The organism is Gardnerella phocaeensis, assembly GCF_048545075.1.
Classification (GTDB): Bacteria; Actinomycetota; Actinomycetes; order Actinomycetales; family Bifidobacteriaceae; genus Bifidobacterium; species Bifidobacterium vaginale_J.
Genome location: NZ_JBKQXS010000001.1, coordinates 551441 through 571704, shown reverse-complemented (window position 1 = coordinate 571704; position 20264 = coordinate 551441). Strand labels below are relative to the sequence as shown.

The following is a 20264-nucleotide window of genomic DNA, read 5'->3' as shown; positions in this document are numbered from 1 at the left end:
TACTATTAGGTAAGTTTTGCACTATATAACCCGATTTATTTAGATAAATAAGAATTTACTTCAGCAGGCACAAGCTCTTTATAAGGATCGTTTTGTTGATTTGCATTCCCTCAATGGTGAGATACCTCCAGATTGGCATCTTGGTGAAGTTTCGGAAATCATAGAACTACACGATTCCAAACGCATACCACTTTCAAGTCGTGAACGAGCCACCCTCACAAAGCTTTATCCGTATTATGGAGCTACTTCAGTAATGGACTATGTTGATAGGTACCTTTTTGACGGAATCTATCTACTTCTTGGCGAAGATGGAACTGTTGTAGACAACAATGGCTTTCCGATTCTGCAATATGTGGAAGGAAAGTTCTGGGTGAACAATCATGCACATATTATTACGGGTAAAAACGGCTTTACTGTTGAAACGCTTTATTTACTTTTCAGCTTGACCAATGTCAAATCAATTATTACTGGAGCTGTTCAGCCAAAGATTAGCCAAACCAATTTGAGCAAAATGCCTATCGTTATACCATCAGAGGCAGAATTGAGTGATTTTAACTCGGTCATACAACCGATTTTTGCACAGATTCGTAATCTTCGAGCTCAAAACGATAGACTTGTTGTCACTCGTGATACTCTGTTACCACGATTAATGTCTGGAGAACTTGATGTATCAAATCTCGACATTTAGAAAGCTAAATTCTTATTTATAGATGAGTTACGCAAAACTTCACCCAAAACAAATCAATAAATTATTTAATAGTATCGTTCTCTAAAGCAAACTATGCAAAGGAGATACTAATGAAGCAAGAACTTATGTCAACTATTATGCAGCAAATGTTGCCTTATCTTGACAATTCGCAACTAAAGCATCTACACCAAGTTATGGAACGAATACTTTTTTGCTACGAAGTAAGTTGCTCAGATACAACCAAAAATGAAGACAACAGCACTACTTTGCTTGAAAAATTTATAGCAGCTAAACGTGTAGAAGGTTGCTCAGAAAAAACATTAAAGTATTACCAAACTACTATTGAATTAATGATTGCTTCGATTGGCAAAAACGTTCAACATATTATTACTGAAGATTTAAGAACATATTTGACTGAATATCAAAATAGAAACCAATCCAGCAGAGTAACAATAGACAATATTCGTAGGATATTATCAAGCTTTTTTGCTTGGCTAGAAGATGAAGATCATATTATTAAAAGCCCAGTTAGACGCATACATAAAGTAAAAACAGCAAGTAGCATAAAAGAAACCTATACAGATGAAGACCTAGAGAAAATGAGAGACAATTGCAAAGAGATACGCGATCTAGCAATGATTGATATTCTTTCTTCAACTGGTATGCGAGTAGGCGAATTAGCTCTACTTAATCGTGACGATATAGATTTTACAGAAAGAGAATGTGTGGTGTTTGGCAAAGGCAACAAAGAAAGACTCGTGTATTTTGATGCTCGAACAAAGCTGCATTTACAACAATATTTAAGCAAAAGAACTGACGACAATAAAGCATTATTCGTGTGCCTTAAAGCCCCTTATAAACGATTACAGATTAGTGGAATAGAGCAACGGCTTCGTAACATGGGTAGAAAATTAAACATACCTAAAGTGCATCCTCATAAATTTAGAAGAACGCTCGCAACAATTGCAATAGACAAAGGCATGCCAATTGAACAACTACAAAAATTATTGGGACACCAACGCATTGATACTACGCTTCAATACGCTATGGTAAAACAAAGTAATGTTAAAATAGCACATAGAAAATATATAGGATAGGACGGCGAGATTATGACTGAATGGAAAACTTGTACAATATCAGATCTTGGCACAGTTGTAGGAGGAGCTACACCGTCTACTAATAAACCAGAAAATTATGAAAATGGTAACATTGCTTGGATTACACCAAAAGATTTAGCGGGATTTTCTGGAAGATATATTTCCAAAGGAAAACGCAATATAACCAATAAAGGACTTTCCAGTTGCTCAACACAATTAATGCCTAAAAATTCTATTCTTTTTTCTTCTCGTGCACCAATAGGTTACGTGGCAATTGCTGCAAATGAAATGTGTACAAATCAAGGATTCAAAAGTGTAATACCAAATGAAAATACCGATTATTTATTTCTGTATTACTTGCTTAAATATAACAAAAATAAAATAAGTAATCTTGGTAGCGGAACAACGTTCAAAGAAATATCTGGCAGTGCAATGAAACATGTAGAGGTAAATGTTCCAGAAAACATACAAGATCAACGAAAAATATCATCACTCCTATCTTCAATCGATTCCAAAATTGAAAATAATAGAGCTATAAATAAGAATTTAGCTTTCTAAATGTCGAGATTTGATACATCAAGTTCTCCAGACATTAATTTTGGCAAAAGAGTGTCTTTTAGGTACGATAAATAGGTGTTTTCTTTACGATTTGAGGCAATTATATTATTTATTGCAGTAAATTGATCTATTACAGAAAAATTATCAAGGTTTAATGGGGCATAAAATGAAAAGTTTTCAAGGCTACCTTTTGTTATAAATTTTATAACTGAGCCACGAGCAGTTGCCGTGATTTTCTTAAGATTATGTTTTACTGCATAGAATAACCAAGCAGAAAATTTTGGGTTGCTTGGAATCAAAACATATGTGCGCTGGTATGCTTCAAATTTTCCGTTGTAGAACTTTACATTGAAATCTCCATTTCCAGCTACAAGAATTGCATTACCTTCAAAAGAGTATTCATCCGTCCAAGTAATATCTTGAGAACAGCTGAAAAATGGATATGTCCCGATTGATGAAGATACATTGGCATTTTTCTTGCCAGTAATTACAGGCAAGAAATCGCTCAACTTGTATTCAACCCAATCATTGGGAACTATTCTATTATAAGGTTCATAATCAATGAACCACGATTTGAAAATAGCCTGAGCTTGCTCCTCTAAATTCTTATTTATAGCTGAATTAGCTTGTATTTTCATATAGATTGGATCAAGAATACTTAAAATCTTTTTTTGATAATCAATACTTGGAATTCTCAATTCAAGACGATTCAATGTCTCAGTACGTAAACTTGGTATTGTTGTACCCTCGTCATAAGCATTTAAATCAATCAAAGACATAAGATAGTACAAAAACTTTGGTATAACAATATTTTCATTAATCTCAGTGTAGAACAATGTATCAATAGTCCAAAATGGATGTTCAACATAACTTACTTTGCCAATTGTTCCTTTTCGCCCTATTAATACAGATGGATAATTATATAGATAACGCGAAGCATATCCCATTAATCCACCAGTTCCATAGATAGGAATATCACCATTATCTGATTGAACATTTTTTTGGTTCTTTCCGTATCTGATTTTGGCAATTTCTCCCAATGAAAAAACATCAAATTTCATACCCAATTGCCCCCAAATTTTTCTTGATTTCAGCTTCTAATTCATGCGATTTTGCAAACATTTCTGAAAGTTCAGAAGTAAGCCTCGTCATCTTCTCTTCAAATGGCTCTCCGTCATCGTCCTGCTCTTCAATGCCAACATATCTTCCTGGAGTAAGAATGTAATCTTGATTAGCTATATCTTCTGTTGTTGCTACTTTGCAAAAACCTTTAACATCCTCCAAAGTTCCATTTTGAAAAGCTTCAAACGTGTTGGATAATTTTTGTATATCTTCATCTGAAAGATCCCTATGCTTACGGTCAATCATATGACCCATATTTCTGGCATCAATAAAAACAGTTTTACCAGTCTGCCTCTTATTCTTAGTAATAAACCACAATGTAACTGGTATAGTAACGCTGTAGAAAAGCTGAGTCGGCATAGCAATAATGCCTTCTACTAAATCATCTTCAATAATTTTCTTTCGTATGTCGAATTCTGAAGTAGTCGATGTAGACAAAGCACCATTAGCAAGAACAAGACCAATTTTCCCGTTTGGAGCAAGATGATGAATCATATGCTGAATCCAAGCGTAATTAGCGTTTCCTGCAGGAGGAACTCCATACTTCCAACGCACATCATCAAGTAGTTTTTCTTGATTCCACGGGTGATAATTGAAAGGAGGGTTAGCAAGAATAAAATCGGCTTTCAAAGTAGGATGCAAATCATTAGTAAAAGTATCTGCCTGATACGGTCCTAAATCTGCATCAATACCACGAATAGCCATATTGATTTTAGCCATTTTCCAAGTGTCTGGATTAGCTTCTTGTCCATAAACAGAAATAGTTCCACGACGATGACTGTGAGCCTCAATAAACTTCTCAGACTGAACAAACATGCCACCACTACCGCAGCAGCAATCATACACGCGGCAATTATCGAACGGCTTTAACACGGAAACCAAAGTTTTTACTATGCTGGAAGGCGTATAGAATTCTCCACCATCTTTACCTTCTACAGCAGCAAATTGAGCTATGCAATACTCATAAGTTCTTCCAATAATGTCTTCATCAAGTCCATTACCGCTCATATCAATGCTATTTGTAAAAATATCGACAACGTCGCCAAGAACTTGCTTATCCAAATCAGGATTTGCATAATTTTTTGGCAATACGTTCTTAAGACTCTTATTTTCTCGCTCAATAGCATCCATTGCATTATCGATGACTTTACCAATTTCAGGAGTATGAGCAGCAGAAGCAATCACATTCCATCTTGCATTTTCTGGAACATAAAAAATATTATCAGCAAGATACTCATCACGATCGTTTTCAAAACCATCATTTTCTTCTACAAGTTCTTTATAACGCTTCTCGAATGCAGTAGAAACGTACCTCAAAAAAATTAAGCCAATAATTACTTTGCGATATTCAGCAGCTGGAATATGCCCCCATAACACGCATGCAGCATCCCATAATTGCTTTTCAAAACCTATATTCGCCGCATTTTTATCAGCCATCTATATACCAACCACCTATCTACTTGCAAAGCTTAATCATCTACAGAATAAATCTAGTATTAAGTTTACATCAATTAACGATTTACTAATTAAATCTAGATATCATAAACCAACGTAGACATTGACACCACATGTAACACCACTTATACTCTTGTGAAACTTTTAAAAATCAGCATAATATGAAATCAAATATGACTAAAACAAATAAAGCTAAAAAATATCACTCACAAAAACTCCACCACAACACGCACAAAATCAAAATTGGTAAGACTCGCATTCGTGTAATAGTATTGTGCATTGGATGTGCATTCGCGCCGCAGCGTGAATTAAACAAAGCAGTTGAAGCACATACAATAATTTCAACAGAATTTAGCGGAATTAAATTAAACTAAATTAAATTAATTTCAGCAGAATTCAACAGAAATAAACAAAATTAAAACTAGATTCAACGACGAAAAGAGATTACCGATGACGAAGATCATTCAGATTGGCGCAAATCACGCCGGCACTGCCTGCGCTAACACCATTTTGAGCTACCCAGGAAACGAGCTTACAATTTACGATCAGAATAGTAATATTTCCTTCCTTGGTTGCGGCATGGCTTTGTGGATTGGCAAGCAAATTCAAAGCAGCGACGGACTGTTCTATCAGAAGCCAGAAGATTTCGTTAAAAAAGGCGCTAAGGTAAATCTTGAAAGTAAAGTTTTAGACATTGATTACGCAAAGAAAGAAGTAACAGTCGAACTTAAAGACGGCACTGTTATTCACGATTCTTACGACAAGCTGGTTCTTGCTACCGGCAGCCTTCCAAACAAGCCTCGCATTAAGGGCATTGACTTGGAAAACGTGCAAATGGTAAAGCTTTTCCAGAATGCTCAAACTGTTATCGCTAAGCTACAAGAGCGCGATTTCCGTAACGTCGTGGTTCTCGGCGGAGGCTACATTGGCGTGGAACTTGCGGAAGCTTTTAAGCGACTTGGCAAGAACGTAACTCTTATTGACATGGAAGACCATATTCTTAACGGATACTTTGACCCAGAGTTTTCCGATAATTTGAAGCAAATTATGGAAGATAAAGGCATTAAGTTTGAACTTGGTCAAACTGTTGAAGAAATTGTTGGCGAAACTGAAGTAAAAGCTGTTAAAACAAGCAAAGGCACTTACGATGCAGACATGGTGATTTGCGCTATCGGCTTCCATCCAAACGTTGCGCTTGGCAAAGATCACTTAAAGCAGTATGCTAACGGCGCTTTCCTTGTTGACAAGAAGCAGCAAACTTCCGATCCAGACGTGTACGCAATTGGCGACTGCGCTACAATCTACGACAACGCTCGAGACCGCGTAAACTACATTGCGCTCGCTACTAATGCCGTTCGAAGCGGCTTGATTGCAGGTCACAACGTTTGCGGAACTCCTGTAGAAACCGAGGGCGTGCAAGGTTCTAGCGCAATGATGATTTACGATTACAAGCTTGTTTGCACAGGCTTGAGCTTGACTGCCGCTCAAAAAGAAGGCATGGACGTTGATTACGTTGATTTTGAGGATACTCAAAAGCCTGCGTTTATGGAAGTTGAGAATCCAAAGGTGAAGATTCGCATCGTTTACAAGAAGGATACGAAGGTTATTGTTGGTTGTCAGTTGGCTTCTAACTACGATATGTCTGCCGCAATTCACCTGTTCTCGCTGGCTATTCAAAAGAAAGTAACGATTAAGGAACTTGCTTTGTGCGACATCTTCTTCATGCCTCACTTCAACCAGCCATACAACTACATTACGATGGCTGCTTACACGGCTTTGTTGAAGGGATGATTAGTATCTGTAATTTTTGATGATTAATCTGTGCAATTAGCTTCTGCTATTAGCTTAAATCGCATTTATTAAACCAAGCAATCTGTTCTATAATGGAGCAGTTGCTTGGTTTTTTAATCATCCGCGCACAAAAGCGCGCACACGACGCGCATATTAGCGTAAGACATGCAGATTAAAACAAAGGAGTCTAGGATGAAGCAGCTTTCTATTAAACCAACTATTCATAAGTTCGAGCAAGCACGCGACTTTGCGCAAGAATTCAAGCTTGGTAAGGGTGATTTGGTTATTACAAACCAGTACATTTGGGAGCCTTATTTTGGCGATTTGAATCTTGATTGCGACGTGATTTTCCAAGAGAAATACGGCAAGGGCGAGCCGAGCGACGCAATGGTTGATGCAATCGTTAGTGACATTCACACCACTCCAAAGCGCGTGATTGGCATTGGTGGCGGCACTGTTTTGGATATTTCGAAGGTTTGTGCGTTGAAGCAAACAAGCCCGCTTGAAGACTTAGTTGACGGCAAGATTCCTGCACAAAAAGGCGCGGATCTTATTCTTGTTCCAACTACTTGCGGCACTGGCTCCGAAGTTACGAACGTTGCCGTGTTCTCGCTTACTAAGCGCAATACCAAGAAGGGTTTGGCAAACGACGCTTGCTACGCTACTGACGCGGTTCTTATTCCGGAATTGTTAAAGAGCCTGCCGGATTACGTTTTTGCAACCAGCTCTATTGACGCTCTTACACATTCGATTGAGTCCGCACTTTCTCCTATTGCAACCGAGCTTACAAAAATGTTTAGCTACAAGGCTTGCGGACTTATTTTGCAAAGTTATATGCGAGTTGTGAAGGAAGGCAGCAGCGCAAAAAGCCAAGTTGTAAGCGATTTGGTTTCGGCAAGCCTTTACGCTGGCATTGCGTTTGGTAACGCTGGTTGCGGTTGCGTTCACGCGATGGCTTATCCGCTTGGCGGCACTTTCCACGTGGCTCACGGCGAAACAAATGCTGCTCTTCTTACAAGCGTTTTGCGCTACTATGCTAAGCATGACTCCAACGAGAATAGTGCAGAAAACACTGAGCTTTCTAAGCTTTTCGACTTCATGGCAAATATTCTTGAATGCCAAAAAGCGGACGTATTAGACAAGCTCGACGAAGTTCTTAACACGATTCTTCCTAAGCACAAGCTTCACGAGTATGGCATGACCGAGGATATGATTCAAAGCTGGGCTTCGAGCGTTGTTAAAGAGCAGCAGCGACTTTTGAAGAATTCATACATGCACATGGACGAATCTGCAATTGCCGAAGTCTACGCGTCTACTTTCTAAAGTCAGATAACGTATTTATAAAGTAACTAAATTAAACTAGATTCACTAAAAAATCCCCGCAACCAACAAAAGCTGCGGGGATTTTAATTATCGCGCCTACATTAACACTTATGCATCAAGCGTTATTACAGGATGCAAATCAAACATTTTTACAGTACGCTTCATGCGGAAGGCAATACTTGTTATAGCAATCGCAATAACGCCGAAAAGCACAAGCATTCCAATGCCTGAAACTATTTCACCACTGTTCTTTCCAGACATTGCTTGACGCAACCCCATAATCGAGTACGTCATAGGCAAATATGGATGAACCGCCCTAAAGAATGCCGGCGTCATTTGTACTGGGAACGTTCCTGCAGAGCTTGTGATTTGCAACATAAGAAGCACAATTGCAACTATTCGCCCTGGTATGTGGAAAATCACCATAATCATTTGCATTATTGCCATAAACATTATGGATGCAATAATTCCAAGACCGTAGAACGCAAGAACGTTGTCAATTTGCAGCTTTAACACAACGTGCACTACGCCCATAAGAATTACAGCTTGCACAACGCCCATAAGCACAAACGGCGTCAAGCTAATAAGCGCGCTCTTAAGCGGATTCATGCCGTTTAGTATCGCTCGCCTATCCATAACTCTCAAAACAAAGGTTGCCATAAGAGCGCCGACCCAAAGGCCTATGGAAATAAAGTAAGGAGCGAAACCTGTTCCGTAATTTTCAACGTGAGAATACTCGTGTTCTTCCAAAGAAACAGGCGCACTCATCATCTTACTTTTTTGCACAATATTGTTGATTTTTCCAGACTTTTGAGAATTCTTAAGCCCGTCATGCAACTTTTTTGCGCCTTCAACCAGCTTTGGAGTATTATCCGATAGCTTCTTAGCTCCGGAATTAAGCTGATCAGAACCGTTCACTATTTTCGCTGAACCTTGAGACGCTGCATTCACACCATTATTTAGTTTCTCGCTACCGTTACTTACTTGAGCCAAACCTTCAGCAAGACTATTCGCTCCAGCAGCAAGCTTATTTGATCCAGTATTAACAGCTTCAATACCTTGAGATATTGCGTCAGCTCCGCCCTTGATTTGCAAACTTCCAGCAGAAAGCTTGTCTGCTCCAGCGCTTAAAGCAGAAAGATTTGTTTCTAGAAGATCAGAATTTTCACTTAATCCTCCAGCTAAACCTTGTAAGCTAACAAGCACGTCTTCCTTAGTGACCCTAGGATCTTGCGCTTTCATAAGAAGACCAGTAATTTGTGCTTTTGTTTCAGCGTTTCCAGCTTTAACGTGTTCTTCTAATTCACTGCTAGAAGCAGAAAGCTTTTGCGCACCATTGTAGAATTCGCTTGTTGCTGCTGATAGTTTTTGAGTTCCTTCACTTAATTGTTGAGCTCCGTTTGCTAAATCTTGCGTTTTTTGTGCAAGATATTGCGCGCCTGCTTTACTTCTAGCGTTTGCTTTAGAAAGAGTATTTGCTCCTTTTTGGAGCTCACTTAATCCGCCTTGAAGTTTTCGCAAAGATTGTGAAAGTTGATTAGATCCATTTGCAAGCTTATTTATTCCAGTTTGCAAAGATTGTGAGCCTTCATGCAAAGCACCAGCACCATTTACTGCATCACCAAGAGAATCAGAAGCAGAATTAACTTTCGCAAACATATTCTCCCAATACTCTTGAGCAATCGCCTCGCTAATTTCAGTACGCATAGTGCGGAAAGCAGTTTTACCAATTTGTGAAGCCAGCATATTGCTTGCTTGATCGTACTTTACGTGAAGTTTTGCTTTAGTTGGAGTATCGTATTGCGCGGAAGCAATGCACTTACTGAAGGAAGCTGGAATAGTTGCTACCATAAAATAATTGCCATTTTTAAGACCTTTGTTTGCTTCATCACTATTTACAAAATTCCATTGGAAACCTTCACTACCGTCTTTTTGATTCTTTAAACGAGTTTTGATTTCGTTTCCAATGTTTCGCATTTTGCCATTAATCATAGCGCCATTGTCTTCAACAACAACAGCTACAGGCACAGTATTTAAAGTCTTATAAGGATTAGTAAATGCCCATAAATAAAGCGATCCGTATAAAAGTGGAATCAAAGCTACGGTTCCAATAACAAGCTTTCGAGCTTTTCCTTTCAATGTATTGTTAAGCTCACGAAATGCAAGAGCAAGAGTATTAACGCGCATTGTTTTCACCACCATTTGCTTCACTTGTACCAAGCTGCGAATCAATATGAGAATTTTCTACTCCACCATGATTTGGGCTTAGTCTTAAGACTTGATCCGCTTGCTTTTCTAACTCACTTTGCAAAACTCCAACAAGGCAAGAGCAGTAATTTTTACTAACGTACGCGCGAATATCAGAAAGTAAGCATTCACTTTGTTCGCTAGTAAGCTCCGTTTCAATTCCATCAACAAATAGCAACCACGGCTTTTTTAACAAAGCAAGCGCAATTGCCAAACGCATGCGCTCACATGGAGTTAACTCTCCTATTGCTGTTTCGTGAGGAGAAAATACTTTCCATTGAGCTAGCACGTTGTAAGCGTACTGCTGTAACGCTTCGCGATTTTTTACATCATTTTTGTATTGCTTCAAAAATAGAGGCGAGCGCGATGCGAGTTTCAACTCGCTCATAAGAACTTCTTCTATTGTTTGCGTTTTGTAGAATTCGTTAATTCCGTTGAATAATCCCAATCCCACGTATTGCCGAGATTCGTGGAAATCGTTAGGAAGAGTTGCGTCCGCAATAGTAAGAGTTCCGTTCGTAAATTTCATATAACCAGACAGTGCAAGTAGCAAAGCTGATTTTCCAGAGCCGTGTTCGCCTGATATTGCAACGATTTGATGAGGTGCAACTTTTAGCGACACATCCCAAAATGGTGTTCTTCTAAATCTTTGTAAACCTAATTCTTTAGCTTCTAAAAGCATTTGTTCCTCTTGCATAATTTGTATGTTTGACGCTTATTGCTTAGACACAACGCAGTATCTAAATTCCGCTTAGAGCGCCAGGCATTCCTCCTTACTCTAAATAACTATTTTCAATTTTCAATTTTCAATTTTCAATTTTTTAGTTTTTTGTTGTTTTTGTTTGTTGTTTATTGTTTATTTTTGGATTTTCACAATTAGCAAAACAATTTTTAATTTTCACATTGCTTTATCGCCATTTTTAAGCGGTAAACTCACGTTGCAATGTTGCATAAAACGGTGCAAAACCGGACATTTGGTGATTATTATTAATTCTTCACCACTAATGTTTTAGAGTACTCTTTTGGGTAAACAATTGTTGAGTTAATCTAATTTTTTTATTTAATTGTTTATATTTTATATTTAATTAAGAAACATGTTGTAATCACTTCCATGCAATATTGTCCTTAATTACTAAATGTAAGAAATACATATGTAGGAATACATATGCAAAAATACAAGCATAAGCAATACGAAATAAAACGTATTGCTTCAAACAATATATTAAAATTCAAGCATTTAAAGGGGTGAACGGCATGCTAGGTTTGCAAATTTTAAATATTATATTTAATCCGGTTATTGTGTCGGTTGTAGTGCTATGCGCGCTTAGTCTTGCAAAACTTAATGTTTTGCTATCAATGATAGTAGCTTGCATTGCAGGTGGCATTGCCGGTCATCTTCCTCTTTTCGGTGACGGAAATCACACAATTATGGCTTTGCTTTGCGACGGTTTCTCCACCAACGCACAAACTGCACTCGCCTACATTTTGCTTGGTACTTTTGCGGAAGCAATTACTGCAACAGGCTTAGCTCAAATTATTTCTAAAAAAATTAGCTCAATCATTGGCATGAAAAAGTACGCTCTACTTGCGGTACTAACTATTATTGCATGCATGTCTCAAAATATTGTGCCGGTTCATATTGCTTACATTCCTATTCTTATTCCGCCGATTTTGCAAGTTATGAACAAACTTAAGATTGACCGCCGAGCAGCTGCCTGCTGCACTGCTTTTGGTCTTGAAGTTCCGTATATTGCTATTCCGTTTGGCTTTGGTCTTATTTTCCAAACTGTTATCGCTACGAATCTTTCTAAAAACGGCATGAAGGTTAGTGTTGCAGACGTTAGTGCTGTGAACTGGTATTTAGGTCTTGCTATGTTTGCATCACTACTTTTTGCAGTTTTTGTGCTTTACAGAAAACCTCGCGAATACAAAACTACAGAAACTGACACTCGCGCAGCCGACGCTGTTGTCGGACCTCTTAATTTACGCCATTATGTGACTATTCTCGCAATTATTGTTGTTGTAGTAGTGCAAGTTATTAGTAAGGATCTTTCGCTTTCGTCTATTGCAGGTCTTGCAACCATGATTATTTTTGGAGCAATAAAGTGGAACGACATTGACAATCAGCTTACTGGCGGCGTAAAACTCATGGGTCTTATTGCGTTTGTGATGCTCATTGCGGGCGGATATGCTAACGTGATCCAAGCTACAGGCGGAGTTGAGGAGCTTGTAAACTTTGGCGTAGCTTCTATGGGACAGAACAAACTTGTTGCCGCATTTGTTATTACGCTTATTGGCTTGCTTGTGACTATGGGAATTGGCACTTCGTTTGGCACGGTTCCTATTCTTGCGGTTTTGTTCGTGCCACTTTGCCAGAGCATTGGTTTCAGCACTCCTGCAACGATTCTTCTTATGTCTTCCGCTGCAGCTCTCGGAGACGCAGGCTCCCCTGCTTCCGATACTACGCTTGGACCTACTTCCGGCTTAAACGCAGACGGTCAGCACAGTCACATTTGGGATACTTGCGTTCCAACATTCCTTATTTTCAATATTCCGCTTATGGCTGCCGGCATTGTTATTTCGCAGTTTATTTAGCAGATTATTTCTGATATTAGCTACTAAACATCTCGTATTATTTAGCTAAATATTTAGTTGAATATTTAATAGAGATTAAGCATTTCGAAACATAAAAGTGTTTATTGATAAAATTATCGATAAACACTTTTATTCTTTATCAAAAACATTATAATGTAATATGCAAATTTCGAATTTATTATACATTTATTGTATATTTCGAAACAAAATAAAATAAATTTATTTAGGTATCTAGTTAGATGGTTGATTAGGTAGTTGATTAGAGAGTTGGGTGTTTTATGAATAAGGCAGCGAAAATTATTCTGACTTCGACAATGATGGGTATTGCAACGGCAGCTTGCGCAGTATGCATGAGCCAAACCGCTTACGCTGCTGGCACTGATGCAAATAACATAAAAACAACTACCCCCCCCCTGCAAATCTCACTAATCAAAATGATTTAGAGAATAACGCCAAAACTGGCAATAATAAAGCTAACGAAAATAAAACTAGCAACGATAAAACAGAAGATAATAAATCTCTCGGAAATAAAACCAGCAGTGCAGAATACCGCAGTGTAACTCCATCTACTACAACTACTAAGACTACGGAAACAGAAGCTACAACAGAAAAAGCAGACTCTCAGGAAGAAACTGTTTCATATCCACAAATGACAGAGGTAGAGCCAGGTGTAGCAGTTACCATTAAGCCAAAGTTCATGCGCGGAGACGAAGAAATCACATTAAATCAATCGACAAAGTACGGCGATTGTAAGGACTACATGGAAGCCATACACGTCGAATATAAAAACGGCGATAAATATGAACTAGCGTATGATTCTTGGGTAACGCGCTCAGCAGATTATAGCTACACGTTCAAATGGCGCACGAGTGCAGCGCGCGAACATCCTAACGCTACTATTCGCGTTACGGGACTTCGTATGTATAGCAAGAACGGGCAGCAACTACAAGAAGAGATTGTTCCAACATTTAAAACTGCAGGCTCGGAGAATCATAAGATTGAGCCAAAGACATTTACGTTTGATAGGAATGAACTATCTGCAGCACTAGCAACCGATGCAAGCGGTAATTATGTTCGCTGGCGAGCAATAAACAACTCCACCAACTCTAGTTCAGAACAAATGACGGCGTACGGTAATTACCTCAATTACAATCCCGATACAAAAGTGTTGACTACAACTGTAAGCACGGATCCATTCAAGAATGAGAAGAAAGGTGTTGTTGCAAGAAAATACAACAATATCACGATCAAAACCTTAAAGGTCGGAGAAACGGAACCTAAAGTTGTAGAGGGTATTAAAGAAACCCCGTGGTTCTTCAAGTATCAGCAGTATGCGGATATCTGGGACGAAATTAATCAAACGACAATCGGTTCGTATAATTTTAACAACGTTGAACAAAGAATCGGCGGCAAGGGTCTAACTGGTCTGAAATACGACTTTGGAAAACAAGGCATCACTGGCACTCCTACCATCACAGATTGGAATGATGGCGAAACAACTCGTACACTTACTATCTATATGGCAACAATCCATAAGGGCAATGATGGCTCAGACACCATGAGTTTAAGCCAGTTTGAATGGACAGTGAGTAAGCCACAACAAACTCCAGTTCTAGACCCTACGAAGAAGCAACCGCCGCAATTTACTGATAGCACTAACAAATTGGCTGAAGGACTTGCAACTGATAAGGCTGAAGAATATATACGCTGGCAAGTAACCAGTGCTGATATGTATAAAGCAGCAGCATATAGCAACTATATCAAATATGATCCTATTAATAACGTGCTAATCGCAGAACCGTGTACTATCCCATTTAATGAGGAAAATACAGAGGTTGTTGCAAGGAAATATACCAATATCACGCTCAAAACTATAAAGGCTAACGAAACAACACCTACGGTTGTAGATGGTATTAAAGAAACGCCATGGTTCTTCAAATACAAAAAATATCAAGAAATTTTTAATGCGGTTACCGCAACCACAATCGGCTCGAGAACGTATAACGATACACGTGGGAACCTTCATACGGTAACGATTGGTGGAGATGGTCTCAGCGGCTTAACGTTCGATTTTGTTACGAATAGTATTAGCGGCATTCCTAACATTACAGACTGGAAGGAAGGCGAAACAAGTCGCACAATTCCTGTTTATAGGATAGAGACTTGTCATGTACCCGGTACGTTTACGGAAACTATGGGAATAAGTAAGACGGAATTAACAGTGACGAGACCTAAACCACAGCCACAGCCACAGCCACAACCACAACCGGAACCACAGCCACAGCCACAGCCAGCACCGAAACCCGAACCGCCTAAGCCGGAACCAAAGCCAGAACCGAAACCAACTCCTGTTCCAACTCCTGTTCCGACTCCAGAGCCGGAGCCTGAGCCTATTCCAGTGCCTATAATTCCTGCACCAGAGCCGGAAGAAGTGACAGAGCCGGAGCCAGAACAAGAACCAAAGCCAGTGCAAGAAGAGACTGCTGAAGAAGCACAAACTCCACAAACGCATGAACCACTTGCTAGCACAGGCTCTGAAACATCAAACATTGCAGGTGCTGGATTAGCGTTCTTGCTGTCAGCCTTCGGCGCACTTTCGCTTAAACGCACGCGCATTGGCAAACACAGCAAGTAAAAAACGCAACTAGCGAATAACGCAAATAAAACTAATAAACGCATCTAACTAATAAACGCCAGTCGAGTTGAAATAAACTCCCTGGCGTTTATTTTTAAGCACCAATCAACCAATCACAAATCAACCAATCGCAAAGTAGCCAATCGCTGCAAATTTACAACGATTGGCCACTTGAGATATGCTATCTAGCTAAACATTTTCACTAACCCAATATGTTATCGATATTCTTCTTATTGCTTAAATCATCCTCGCTAAGAAAATCCATCTGCTTTATTCCGCTTAGGCTTGCAATAAGCGAGACTGGGAAGGTAACGATATTTTGATTAAGAGTACTGATATTACTATTAACAATTCTTTTTGCCGCCGCCAGCTGCTCATTTTCGTCATTTATTTCTTCCTGCAAGTTCAAAAATTGTTCAGAAGACTTTAATTCCGGATAAGCTTCCGCCAAAGCATAAATCTTCCCTATTGCATGATTCTGGTTTTTTATTGCCGAACTAGAATCCGCTGAACCCAATCCCTCTCTTAAACTAACCAAATCCACTAATGTCGTTTTTTCATACTTTGCAAACGACTGCGCAACTTTAAGCATTTGGCAAATCGTGTCGTATCTTTTGGCAATCGCAATGTCAACGTTTTTCTGTGACTCTTCTATAATCACCCTATATTTTCTTAATCTATTTAAATTGCCAATAAACCAAGCAATAAGCACTACAAGCACTATTGCAATACAAATTAGCACAGTGTTCTCATCCATAACGTCACCCATAACGTCTCCTTTAGTTCTAGTATTTTCTACTTTTTTAGTTCGCTAGTATTGCAATTTACTAGTTTTTACTTTTGTAATTTTTACTTTTGTAATTTATCTCTAATTACGTTAATTATTTCGTAATACTCAGCCAAAATATCTCTAAATTTTGCATATTCTCTTATTAAAGATAAGTTTTCTACTCCAGATTTTCCTGGAGCACCAAATAAATACCTACCAGAATCAAAGGCTGCAATAATATGCTCGCTATCTAGATATATGCAAACTCTCATTCTTTTTTGCAAATTATTCAATGCTTCTATAAAACTTGGATCTAATACAAGCTTTGTATAAAAATCGTCTGTAGAAAAGATTGAATAGGAGTTATTAAATTCAATGGATTCTGTTTGAGCTTCGCTCTCCTCTTTCGTTTTTTTACCATAGTATCCATTTAATTTTTGTCCCATAAAGTTCTTTCCAGTAACGGGGACGATTCTAATGTGGCCATTTATGTTGGTTTTTGAGTTTATTAACAAGACTTGCCCAATAAAATCCGTTTTTTTAACAGTTTTTCCACTTTCACTTCTAGAAAAGTGGATTGCTTGCATATTTGAAAATTCAGTTTTAAATTCATCGCCAAAAATTATGTGTTTACTTGAATAATACCTACTAGATATTGGCAGAAGATTATTAAAAATGCTGCTGTCAATTCCTTCGGAATTGTTTAATACTGTTCCAGGCAGAATCGCATTCAAAATCGGCGTTAAAACATTATCATCGTATAGCGCGTCTACATCAACCTTATTATTTACAAAAAACTTACCTGCAAAGCAAACAACAAAAACACCTACTATTAGCAAATAATATTTGTAACGAGAGTAATCAATATTTGGGAAATAGTTATACAAAGTGCCTAAAACCATTACTACCGGTATTAATGGAATTAAACGAACTGGATCAAAAGAGTTATTTTTTACGCCTTCTTTTAAAGCACTTAATTTTCCTTGTATTTGGGGAGATTGTTCTATTTGCGCGAGTCTGTTTAAAACTTCTGGATTTGTAAATACGCTACCATATTTTACATTCATGTCATCTCCCTTTTATAAAATCACTCGGAATACTTTGACATATTTTGCGAATCGCTATGCACAACGTTGTAGGCATTTGAATTTACAGTATCATTGTTTGGGATTGGCTGATTCTGATCATTATATTCATAGTCATCTCGATCATTCGAGTCATGCTGATTAAACTGTTCCATATATGCCTTTTCTCTAACTCTATACAATCTAAATTACACAAAATCATTAAATAAAAACAGATTTTTACTAAGATTTATTTTGCAAAATTTTAAAGCAAAGAAAGCATTGCAAGTAACAGCGTAATTCATTAAATATAGCGCAAAAGCAGGTCATATCGCCGAAAAACTACCCAATCACTGCAATTTTGCAACGATTGGCTACTAAAATCATGAAAATCGAAACTATAAAGGCAATAATCTAAAGAAATAATCATATAATATCTTTAGATTACATTAAACTAGTTTGATAATTTATTTGTGTACATAAAGTAAAACTAGATAAGCTAATTCAAAAAAAAATAATAAAATAACCAAAAGCCAAAGCAAAAGCAATAAAATAACAATCATCTCAAAGGACTCACACGATGCCAACTATTAAGTCAAGCACAGATTTACGCAATAACTACAACGAGATATCAACATTCTGCCACGAAACAAAAGAGCCAGTTTTCATTACAAAAAACGGTCGCGGAGACTTAGCAGTAATGAGCATCGACTTATTCAACAAGTTCATGAGCAAATATGAACTATACAGGTCACTATCTCAAAGCGAGTCTGATTTTAACAACAATCGCACATTATCTTTTGAAGAATCAATGCGAAGCTTAAGAGAAGAACTCAACAATGGCGAAAAATAACCAAAAATACGCAATAATCGTTTCGCAAAGTTACCACAAAGATTTGCAAGACATAGTTCATTACATTGCGCACAATCTAGACTCCCCAATTACAGCATCCGAATTCCTCGATAACGTAGAAGCCACTGTTTCAAGCCTATCCACAATGCCATATCGATACCGATTGGTGAACGATGATTACCTAAGTAGCAAAAACTTTAGAAGATGTTTCGTTAAAAAATATGTAATCTTCTATAAAATTTGCGAAGAAAACAAAACAGTTATGGTGCATAGAATACTTCATGCTATACAAAACTGGGTTGACATATTGTAAGTTAAAGTTATTGAGATACGCACATGTCAGTGAGATATACAAGATCGGTAGTAAATAAAAAACGGCCTTAACTATCAACTAGTCAAGGCCGCCTTGCGTTTACTTTATAAGACTTTACGAAGTCTTATAAAAGCGCGTAAACTTCAACTTTCACAAGTAAACGCTAGTTATCTTCCGGATTTTGCTTCAAACATTCTCCTCATTCTCACAACCACAAAACCAGCAATCGCAAAGACTAAAGCCGAAATAAATGCAACAACCGAAGCTGACTCACCAGACTTAGGCATATCTGGAACATGCTTTTCAGCCTTATGCTCAACAACAGGCGATTTCACAGATTCATGTTCTATCTTATTCACAGATTCAGGAGTTTGAGATTCAGGAACTGTAACCGGACTCTCCGAGCCTGATTCAGACTCAAAAGATGCTGACGGAATCGGATTTGAAGTAGGATGTTGCGTTGGCTCAGACACAGGATTCTTCGTAAAAATGGCATATACAGTCGTATCACTATTTACTGTGGTTTTACCAGTAAACGCAGTACCTTTACCATCCGCCTTAGTATTCCACTCTTTAAACGTGTAGCCATCTTTAGTTGGATTCTTAGGCATTGACTGATCAGTTAACGCATCAGAATCAATAGCCTTACCAGTTTCCACCTTTACCGTTTGAGTCTTATCGCCATCCTTGAATGTAACAATGCTTCGAATCTGCTCCCACTGAGCAGTAAACGCAGTATTAGCATTCAACGCATACATATCATCAGGCTTGTAGGCTTTACCAGCAGCATCCACCCAGTTTAAGAACTGATAATCTTCGCGCGTAGGAGCATTTAATAGTTTAACCTTCAAACCTTGCCGTCTTAAAGCACTTATTTTTTGTTTTCCATTGCGAAACGCTCCGCCGTTTGCATCAAACGAAACTTTTGCATTCCACTGTGCGCGAAGTAAAAATTGATAGTCACCCAAAGGATCTAATTGCTTATCATTCCACTGCACCAAATCGCAGTTGTAATCCGAGAACAGTGACTTCTTATTCCAGTAGTAGCGTTTGCCTACAATGCCACGCTGTTGGTAAGCTTTAATATTAGGAAGCTCGGTATACCACCCTCCAAACACCAAATCCTTTTTTGTTGGGTTATCTGGAAAATCAACCGTATTATCTGTTTTTACTGTATTGACGATTGGATCTGTTTTACCGCCAATATTTCCGCCCTTAAGATCGAATTTCACGTTCAATTTTCCAAACGAAATTCGCAGAGGTATGGTCTTACCATCGTCGAGTTTATACGTAACGGTGAATTTAGAGTAGCCTTTTGCTGGAATATATGCGCGATCCATATCATGAGAAATATGATAGCCTTCAGGAATACCCTTTGTATCAATCGTTATTGTTAGTTTTTGCCCTTCTGCAAAATTGCCAACAAAACGCTGAAAGTTAGATTCTAGCTTGTTGGGTACTGTGGTTTTATTTCCCTTTTCATCCTCGACGGTTATCGGAAGATTTTTCCACATGCTTTCAATATTTGATTCGAGTTGCCCTGTAGCACCTGGATGAATGTGACCAAACCCAGGATCTTGGGCAATGTCCATATCAAGTAAAAACGGATATTTCTTTACGTCTGCAGTTACTGTACCAGCAGCCTGTGCGGTCACTGCCCCTGCAAAAAGTCCAATCGTAGCTACAAAAGCGACTACTAAACTAATAACTTTTTTTATTCTTTTATTATTCATTTTCATTTCAAACCAAACTAA

Annotated in this window: 18 protein-coding genes; 10 read left to right on the top strand and 8 right to left on the bottom strand. The window is 38.3% G+C overall.

Annotated elements, in window-relative coordinates; translation table 11 throughout:
* Window positions 1–100 precede the first annotated feature (100 nt).
* The 3 genes from ACJV2T_RS02505 (at window position 101) to ACJV2T_RS02495 (ending at window position 2343) form a co-directional block, all read left to right on the top strand.
* Window positions 101–688 (top strand): restriction endonuclease subunit S, encoded by a 588-nt coding sequence (locus tag ACJV2T_RS02505; protein WP_419399032.1) that lies wholly within the window; start codon window positions 101–103, stop codon window positions 686–688.
* Window positions 689–798: 110 nt separating this feature from the next.
* Window positions 799–1785: a site-specific tyrosine recombinase/integron integrase gene (gene xerA / locus ACJV2T_RS02500; RefSeq protein WP_419399031.1), complete on the top strand. Its 987-nt coding sequence runs from the start codon at window positions 799–801 to the stop codon at window positions 1783–1785.
* 12 nt (window positions 1786–1797) lie between these two features.
* Window positions 1798–2343, top strand: coding sequence for a restriction endonuclease subunit S (locus tag ACJV2T_RS02495; RefSeq protein ID WP_419399030.1), 546 nt, complete (start codon window positions 1798–1800; stop codon window positions 2341–2343).
* On the opposite strand, the gene ACJV2T_RS02490 is transcribed toward ACJV2T_RS02495, so the two are convergent.
* Both ACJV2T_RS02490 and ACJV2T_RS02485 read right to left on the bottom strand, forming a co-directional pair.
* On the bottom strand, window positions 2340–3404 hold the full coding sequence (locus ACJV2T_RS02490) for a restriction endonuclease subunit S (RefSeq protein WP_419399029.1): 1065 nt from the start codon (window positions 3402–3404) through the stop codon (window positions 2340–2342). The two genes, ACJV2T_RS02495 and ACJV2T_RS02490, sit on opposite strands and share 4 nt — an antisense overlap.
* Complete coding sequence (locus ACJV2T_RS02485) at window positions 3394–4902, bottom strand: type I restriction-modification system subunit M (protein ID WP_419399028.1); 1509 nt, start codon at window positions 4900–4902, stop codon at window positions 3394–3396. The genes ACJV2T_RS02490 and ACJV2T_RS02485 overlap by 11 nt, the downstream gene beginning before the upstream one ends.
* 179 nt (window positions 4903–5081) lie before the next feature.
* Between ACJV2T_RS02485 and ACJV2T_RS02480 the strand changes: the two genes are divergently transcribed.
* The 3 genes from ACJV2T_RS02480 (at window position 5082) to ACJV2T_RS02470 (ending at window position 8034) form a co-directional block, all read left to right on the top strand.
* On the top strand, window positions 5082–5294 hold the full coding sequence (locus tag ACJV2T_RS02480; RefSeq protein ID WP_419399027.1) for a hypothetical protein: 213 nt from the start codon (window positions 5082–5084) through the stop codon (window positions 5292–5294).
* 76 nt (window positions 5295–5370) lie between these two features.
* Entirely contained in the window at window positions 5371–6711 is a 1341-nt protein-coding gene (gene nox / locus ACJV2T_RS02475; protein WP_415686949.1) for a H2O-forming NADH oxidase, read from the top strand.
* A 192-nt stretch (window positions 6712–6903) separates the two neighbouring features.
* Window positions 6904–8034 carry a 4-hydroxybutyrate dehydrogenase gene (locus ACJV2T_RS02470; RefSeq protein ID WP_419399026.1) on the top strand — a complete coding sequence of 377 codons (1131 nt, stop codon included), beginning with the start codon at window positions 6904–6906 and terminating at the stop codon, window positions 8032–8034.
* A gap of 108 nt (window positions 8035–8142) precedes the next feature.
* Here the strand turns inward: ACJV2T_RS02470 and ACJV2T_RS02465 are convergent, their stop codons facing one another.
* The gene (locus ACJV2T_RS02465) at window positions 8143–10221 is read right to left on the bottom strand and encodes a YhgE/Pip family protein (protein ID WP_419399085.1); all 2079 of its coding nucleotides are present in this window, start codon (window positions 10219–10221) and stop codon (window positions 8143–8145) included.
* Complete coding sequence (locus ACJV2T_RS02460; RefSeq protein WP_415686951.1) at window positions 10211–10978, bottom strand: ATP-binding cassette domain-containing protein; 768 nt, start codon at window positions 10976–10978, stop codon at window positions 10211–10213. Before ACJV2T_RS02460 ends, ACJV2T_RS02465 begins: the two co-directional genes overlap by 11 nt.
* A 557-nt stretch (window positions 10979–11535) precedes the next feature.
* On the opposite strand from ACJV2T_RS02460, the gene ACJV2T_RS02455 reads away from it, so the two are divergent.
* Together ACJV2T_RS02455 and ACJV2T_RS02450 are read left to right on the top strand one after the other, a co-directional pair.
* A complete protein-coding gene (locus ACJV2T_RS02455) occupies window positions 11536–12876 on the top strand; it encodes a Na+/H+ antiporter family protein (RefSeq protein ID WP_415687780.1) in 1341 nt (446 codons plus the stop codon).
* Between the two features lie 649 nt (window positions 12877–13525).
* On the top strand, window positions 13526–15511 hold the full coding sequence (locus tag ACJV2T_RS02450) for a hypothetical protein (protein WP_419399025.1): 1986 nt from the start codon (window positions 13526–13528) through the stop codon (window positions 15509–15511).
* A 202-nt stretch (window positions 15512–15713) separates the two neighbouring features.
* Here ACJV2T_RS02450 and ACJV2T_RS02445 read toward each other — a convergent pair whose 3' ends face one another.
* The 3 genes from ACJV2T_RS02445 to ACJV2T_RS02435 all read right to left on the bottom strand — a co-directional run bounded on the left by ACJV2T_RS02445 (window position 15714) and on the right by ACJV2T_RS02435 (window position 17520).
* A complete protein-coding gene (locus tag ACJV2T_RS02445) occupies window positions 15714–16280 on the bottom strand; it encodes a LemA family protein (protein ID WP_419399024.1) in 567 nt (188 codons plus the stop codon).
* 80 nt (window positions 16281–16360) lie between these two features.
* Window positions 16361–17347, bottom strand: coding sequence for a DUF3137 domain-containing protein (locus ACJV2T_RS02440; protein WP_415683466.1), 987 nt, complete (start codon window positions 17345–17347; stop codon window positions 16361–16363).
* A gap of 20 nt (window positions 17348–17367) precedes the next feature.
* The gene (locus ACJV2T_RS02435; protein ID WP_415683465.1) at window positions 17368–17520 is read right to left on the bottom strand and encodes a hypothetical protein; all 153 of its coding nucleotides are present in this window, start codon (window positions 17518–17520) and stop codon (window positions 17368–17370) included.
* A gap of 404 nt (window positions 17521–17924) precedes the next feature.
* On the opposite strand from ACJV2T_RS02435, the gene ACJV2T_RS02430 reads away from it, so the two are divergent.
* Both ACJV2T_RS02430 and ACJV2T_RS02425 read left to right on the top strand, forming a co-directional pair.
* Window positions 17925–18197 (top strand): type II toxin-antitoxin system Phd/YefM family antitoxin, encoded by a 273-nt coding sequence (locus ACJV2T_RS02430; protein WP_415687773.1) that lies wholly within the window; start codon window positions 17925–17927, stop codon window positions 18195–18197.
* The gene (locus ACJV2T_RS02425; RefSeq protein WP_415687772.1) at window positions 18184–18510 is read left to right on the top strand and encodes a type II toxin-antitoxin system RelE/ParE family toxin; all 327 of its coding nucleotides are present in this window, start codon (window positions 18184–18186) and stop codon (window positions 18508–18510) included. The genes ACJV2T_RS02430 and ACJV2T_RS02425 overlap by 14 nt, the downstream gene beginning before the upstream one ends.
* 167 nt (window positions 18511–18677) lie before the next feature.
* Here ACJV2T_RS02425 and ACJV2T_RS02420 read toward each other — a convergent pair whose 3' ends face one another.
* Window positions 18678–20249: an InlB B-repeat-containing protein gene (locus ACJV2T_RS02420; protein ID WP_419399023.1), complete on the bottom strand. Its 1572-nt coding sequence runs from the start codon at window positions 20247–20249 to the stop codon at window positions 18678–18680.
* Window positions 20250–20264: the final 15 nt, after the last annotated feature.

Coding starts and splice junctions, on each gene's coding strand:
- xerA (WP_419399031.1), top strand. CDS start 799: ATGAAGCAAGAACTTATGTCAACTATTATGCAGCAAATGTTGCCTTAT.
- ACJV2T_RS02495 (WP_419399030.1), top strand. CDS start 1,798: ATGACTGAATGGAAAACTTGTACAATATCAGATCTTGGCACAGTTGTA.
- ACJV2T_RS02490 (WP_419399029.1), bottom strand. CDS start 3,404: ATGAAATTTGATGTTTTTTCATTGGGAGAAATTGCCAAAATCAGATAC.
- ACJV2T_RS02485 (WP_419399028.1), bottom strand. CDS start 4,902: ATGGCTGATAAAAATGCGGCGAATATAGGTTTTGAAAAGCAATTATGG.
- ACJV2T_RS02480 (WP_419399027.1), top strand. CDS start 5,082: ATGAAATCAAATATGACTAAAACAAATAAAGCTAAAAAATATCACTCA.
- nox (WP_415686949.1), top strand. CDS start 5,371: ATGACGAAGATCATTCAGATTGGCGCAAATCACGCCGGCACTGCCTGC.
- ACJV2T_RS02470 (WP_419399026.1), top strand. CDS start 6,904: ATGAAGCAGCTTTCTATTAAACCAACTATTCATAAGTTCGAGCAAGCA.
- ACJV2T_RS02465 (WP_419399085.1), bottom strand. CDS start 10,221: ATGCGCGTTAATACTCTTGCTCTTGCATTTCGTGAGCTTAACAATACA.
- ACJV2T_RS02460 (WP_415686951.1), bottom strand. CDS start 10,978: ATGCAAGAGGAACAAATGCTTTTAGAAGCTAAAGAATTAGGTTTACAA.
- ACJV2T_RS02455 (WP_415687780.1), top strand. CDS start 11,536: ATGCTAGGTTTGCAAATTTTAAATATTATATTTAATCCGGTTATTGTG.
- ACJV2T_RS02450 (WP_419399025.1), top strand. CDS start 13,526: ATGACAGAGGTAGAGCCAGGTGTAGCAGTTACCATTAAGCCAAAGTTC.
- ACJV2T_RS02445 (WP_419399024.1), bottom strand. CDS start 16,280: ATGGGTGACGTTATGGATGAGAACACTGTGCTAATTTGTATTGCAATA.
- ACJV2T_RS02440 (WP_415683466.1), bottom strand. CDS start 17,347: ATGAATGTAAAATATGGTAGCGTATTTACAAATCCAGAAGTTTTAAAC.
- ACJV2T_RS02435 (WP_415683465.1), bottom strand. CDS start 17,520: ATGGAACAGTTTAATCAGCATGACTCGAATGATCGAGATGACTATGAA.
- ACJV2T_RS02430 (WP_415687773.1), top strand. CDS start 17,925: ATGCCAACTATTAAGTCAAGCACAGATTTACGCAATAACTACAACGAG.
- ACJV2T_RS02425 (WP_415687772.1), top strand. CDS start 18,184: ATGGCGAAAAATAACCAAAAATACGCAATAATCGTTTCGCAAAGTTAC.
- ACJV2T_RS02420 (WP_419399023.1), bottom strand. CDS start 20,249: ATGAAAATGAATAATAAAAGAATAAAAAAAGTTATTAGTTTAGTAGTC.